This is a genomic window from Nocardiopsis trehalosi NBRC 14201, assembly GCF_001552555.1.
In the GTDB taxonomy this organism is placed as follows: Bacteria; Actinomycetota; Actinomycetes; order Streptosporangiales; family Streptosporangiaceae; genus Nocardiopsis_B; species Nocardiopsis_B trehalosi.
In genome coordinates this window covers 1-3929 of the sequence record NZ_BCRK01000302.1, presented here as the reverse complement: position 1 = coordinate 3929, position 3929 = coordinate 1, and the positions used below count along the sequence as shown (strand labels likewise).

The 3929-nt window shown below is 77.0% G+C and carries 4 protein-coding genes; 2 read left to right on the top strand and 2 right to left on the bottom strand.

Translation table 11 applies throughout. The features are described from left to right. Positions 1-29: 29 nt before the first annotated feature. Both NT8_RS27545 and NT8_RS27540 read right to left on the bottom strand, forming a co-directional pair. A complete protein-coding gene (locus tag NT8_RS27545; protein ID WP_067975881.1) occupies positions 30-566 on the bottom strand; it encodes an NUDIX hydrolase family protein in 537 nt (178 codons plus the stop codon). Then, positions 563-1276 (bottom strand): TetR/AcrR family transcriptional regulator, encoded by a 714-nt coding sequence (locus NT8_RS27540; protein WP_067975879.1) that lies wholly within the window; start codon positions 1274-1276, stop codon positions 563-565. The genes NT8_RS27545 and NT8_RS27540 overlap by 4 nt, the downstream gene beginning before the upstream one ends. 269 nt (positions 1277-1545) lie before the next feature. Here NT8_RS27540 and NT8_RS27535 point away from each other — a divergent pair, with 269 nt between their 5' ends. Both NT8_RS27535 and NT8_RS27530 read left to right on the top strand, forming a co-directional pair. Next, a complete protein-coding gene (locus NT8_RS27535) occupies positions 1546-2784 on the top strand; it encodes a cytochrome P450 (protein ID WP_067975876.1) in 1239 nt (412 codons plus the stop codon). Positions 2785-2919: 135 nt separating this feature from the next. Next, positions 2920-3132 carry a hypothetical protein gene (locus NT8_RS27530; protein ID WP_067975874.1) on the top strand — a complete coding sequence of 71 codons (213 nt, stop codon included), beginning with the start codon at positions 2920-2922 and terminating at the stop codon, positions 3130-3132. Positions 3133-3929 lie beyond the last annotated feature (797 nt).

Below are 3929 nucleotides of genomic sequence, written 5' to 3'. Positions count from 1 at the left end.
TGACCGCGGCGGGCGGCCGCCCGCCGCGGTCAGTCGAGCCGGCCCACGTGGGCCAGGGCCTGGCGCAGCAGGGCCCCCTGCCCGCCGGCCATCTCCACCTGCACGTCGGGTCCGACGGCCTCCTCGGGGGTGAACCAGACCAGGTCGAGCGCGTCCTGGCGGGGCTGGCAGTCGCCGGCCACCGGGACGATGTAGGCGAGCGACACCGCGTGCTGCCGGGGGTCGTGGAACGGGGTGACGCCGGGGGTCGGGAAGTACTCGGCGATCGTGAACGGCTGCGGCGACGCGGGGATGCGGGGCAGCGCGACCGGCCCCAGGTCCTTCTCCAGGTGCCGCATGAGCGCGTCGCGGACGCGCTCGTGGTAGAGCACCCGCCCGGAGACGAGCGCGCGGCTGATGGAGCCGTCCGGCCCGACGCGCAGGAGCAGGCCGACCTTCGTCACGGCGCCGGAGTCGTCCACCCGCACGGGCACGGCGTTGACGTAGAGGATCGGCAGCCGTTCGCGGGCGGCGTCGAGCTCCTCGCGCGAGAGCCAGCCGGGCGTGGTGTCGGTCGTTTCGGTCATGGGGCCCGTTCTACCGCATCCGGCCCGGGCCCCGCCGACGACCCGCCCGCCCCGGCGGGGTCGGCGGGACCGGCCGGATCGGCGGCCGCGGGGTGGCCGACAGCGGCCAGGACGGCACGCAGCAGGGCCGCGCGGCGCCGCCGCACGCGCTCGGGATCCGGGCCGGGGTCGGTGCAGAACAGCACGTAGAGGTTGCGTTCGATCATCCAGAGGGCGGCGGTCAGCAGCTCCTCCAGCTCGTCCCCGGGGGGCGGGCGGAACGCGGGGTCGGCGCGGGCGACGGCGGCCGCGGCCGGCACCCACGCCGTGAGGCGGGCCGTCCAGTCGCGCAGGTAGTCGGGGCCGGCGGCGGTGAGGTCGGCGCCCGCCTTGACCAGGCTGCCGTGGTCGGTCCAGAGGGCGATGACCCGGTCCAGGGCGCGGCCGATGTAGGCGGGCAGCGCCTCGCCAGGGAGGGGCCGCAGCGGGGCGTCGGGAAGCGCGCGGCTGCGCAGGATCTCGGCGACGAGCCGGTTCCGGTCGTCGAAGTAGTAGTAGAGGGTGGCCTGGTGGAGGCCGATCTCGCGGGCGATCCGGGTGAAGTGCAGGTCGGCGAGTGATCCGCCGCCGTCGAGGAAGGCGCCCGCCGCGGCGATGATGCGCTCGCGGGTGGCGTGGCCGCGCCGCTCACCGCCCCGGCGGCCGCCCCCGCCCGTGTCCTTGTCGGCCATTCCCCGCCCCCCGCCGCGATGATCTTCGTTCGGACGGAACCCTACGCCCGCGCGGCGGTCGATTCGCCGCGCCCCCGCGGCCTGATCCGGACGCCCGTTTCATACGTATTGAGAAACCTGCCCGGGTCGGGGAGAATGCTCCGCACGAGCGCACGCGGCCGCGCCCCGGACCGCGACTCCAGGGAGGCACGGCCATGACGCCTGCGGTCACCTCGCGCCCCGGCGGCCCGCCCTCGCGCCGCGTGCGCTGAGCCGGGCGGCGGATCGGCGTGGACGACCTGCTGGAGCGCTTGATGGGCGGCCAGGACGACCCGTGGCCGCTGTACGACCGCCTGCGCGAGACCGGGGCGGGCGTCCACTACCTGTCCGGTTTCGGCAACCGCGGCGCCTACCTCTGCTTCCGCCACGCCGACGTGGTCCGCGTCTACGCCGATCCGGACACGTTCTCCTCGGCGGCCGCCGCCCGGCCCGAAGCCGCCGACCGGGCCCTCGACCGGTTCGCCGACGTGTGGTGGCGCCAGGCCACCTACCGCGACGGGCCCGGTCACCAGCGGCTGCGGCGGGCGATGAAGACCGCCTTCAGCGGGCCGGTCGCCGACACTCTGCGCGCCAGCGTGGAGCACGTCGCCGACGACGTCATCGCCCGGCTGTTCCTGCGCGGCCGGGCCGAGATCGAGTTCATGTGCGAGGTCGCCGCCGAGGTCCCGGTGGCCGTGGCCGCCCGGGTGATCGGCGTCGGCGCCGCCGACCGCGACCGGTTCACCGCGTGGGCGCGGTCGCTGCTCGGCGCGCTCGACCCCGACACGTGTGCCGCCGCCGGGCCGCACGCCCGGGCGGCCGCCGCCGACGCGGGCGGCGAACTGGTCGAGTACCTGCGCCGGCTGATGCGGGCGCGGCGCGCCGAACCGCGCGCCGACCTGGTGTCGGCGCTGGCGCACAGCCCCGAGTTCGCCGGCGGCCCCGACCACGACGCCGAGGTGCTGGCGCAGCTGGTGCTGATGCTGACGGCGGGCAACGACACCACGGCCACGCTGCTGGGCAACGCGGTCCACCTGCTGCTGGAGCTGCCCGAGGTGCGGGGCCGGCTGGCGGAGCGGCCGAGCGGGGTCGAGGCGGCGGTCGAGGAGGTGCTGCGCTTCGCCCCGCCGGTGCACCTGACCGCGCGGGTGGCGGTCCGCGACGCGGAGCTGGGCGGGCACGCCGTCGCGGCGGGCACCCCCGTCATCCAGGTGATCCCGGCGGCCAACCGCGACCCGCGCGCCTATACCGATCCGGGCACGTTCCGGGTCGACCGGTTCGACGGGTCCGCGCCGGCGCACCTGTCGTTCGCGCCGGGGCGCCACCACTGCCTGGGCGACCACCTGGCGCGGTTGGAGACCCGCGTGCTGCTGTCGCGGTTCCTCGCGCACTTCCCCGCGCTGACCCGGGGGTCGATGCCGGCGCTGCCGCGGACGGCGTCGGCGCGGGTGCGCGGCTGGGAGACGCTGCCGGTGCGGCTGCGCCCCTGACGCGGGCGCACGGGGGGGGCGGGGACCGCGGCTGCCGGGGGCGCCGAGGGGTGCCGGGCGGTGCGGGGTGACTTCCCGCCGCGACGGGGTAGAGCTTCCGCATCCGGAGCCGACCCCACCCCCAGGAGGCCCAAAGTGCGAAAAGGCAAGACCGTGGTACCGGTGCTCCTCGTCGTCTGGCTGATCATCGGCGTGATCGCGGCCTTCCAACGGGGCTATTTCAGCGACTCCGATCAGAACTGCGCGTCGATCGGCAGCACCGCGGTGACCATCGTCGCCGGCCCGCTCAACTACGTCGGCGTCAACCCCACCGTCGAGTGCCCGGAGATGCCGGAGCCCTCGGAGTAGCCGGACGGCACGGGCGGCCCGCCCCCGGCGGAGCCGCCCCGCCCCGGCGCGCCCACCGAAGAGGCCCCCGGCGACCACCACGGCGGCGCCCCACGCCCCAAGCGAGGTGTGCACGGCGGGAGGGCGACCACCGCGACGACGCCCACCACACCCGCGCGATCCCTTCGATCACCACCTCACCCGCCCACACCACACCGCGAGGCGCCCCCATGAGGTCCTCGATGCGCACGCCGAAAGGACACCCGGCGACCGCCACAGCGGCAGCCCGCCCCCGAGGGGGCGGCCACCGAGGCGACCCGGCACACCCGCGCGCGATCTCTTGGGGCATCCGACCGCCCGCGCCGCACCGCGACGGCGCCCTTCCTAAGGCCCGCGATGCGCACGCGCCCGCGGTCCGGCACGGTGGCGGCCGTCCCCCTCCGGGCGCGCACGGCGAGGGGCGACCACCGCGACGACGTCCACCACACCCGCGCAACCCCCTTCGGGCATCCCCGCGCCCGCCCACACCGCGCCGACGGCCCCCATGTGACACGCCACGCGCACACCGAAAGGGCCGGCGACGCCAGAGCGGCGGTCCGCGTCCCCTTCCAGGTGTGCGCCGCGTGGCGGGAGCGGCGTGGCTGGGGCCGTGACGAGGGCCGTGCGAACCTGCGGAAGCATCCGCCCCTGAGCGTCAGCCCGCGCGGCGCGCACCGCCCTGAGGGGCCGGGCCGCCGCGACGGGCGCACCGCCGGGTCCCGGAGCGGGCGGCGCCGTCCGCCGCGTGGGAACGGGCGCACCCGCCACGGCGGGCGGAC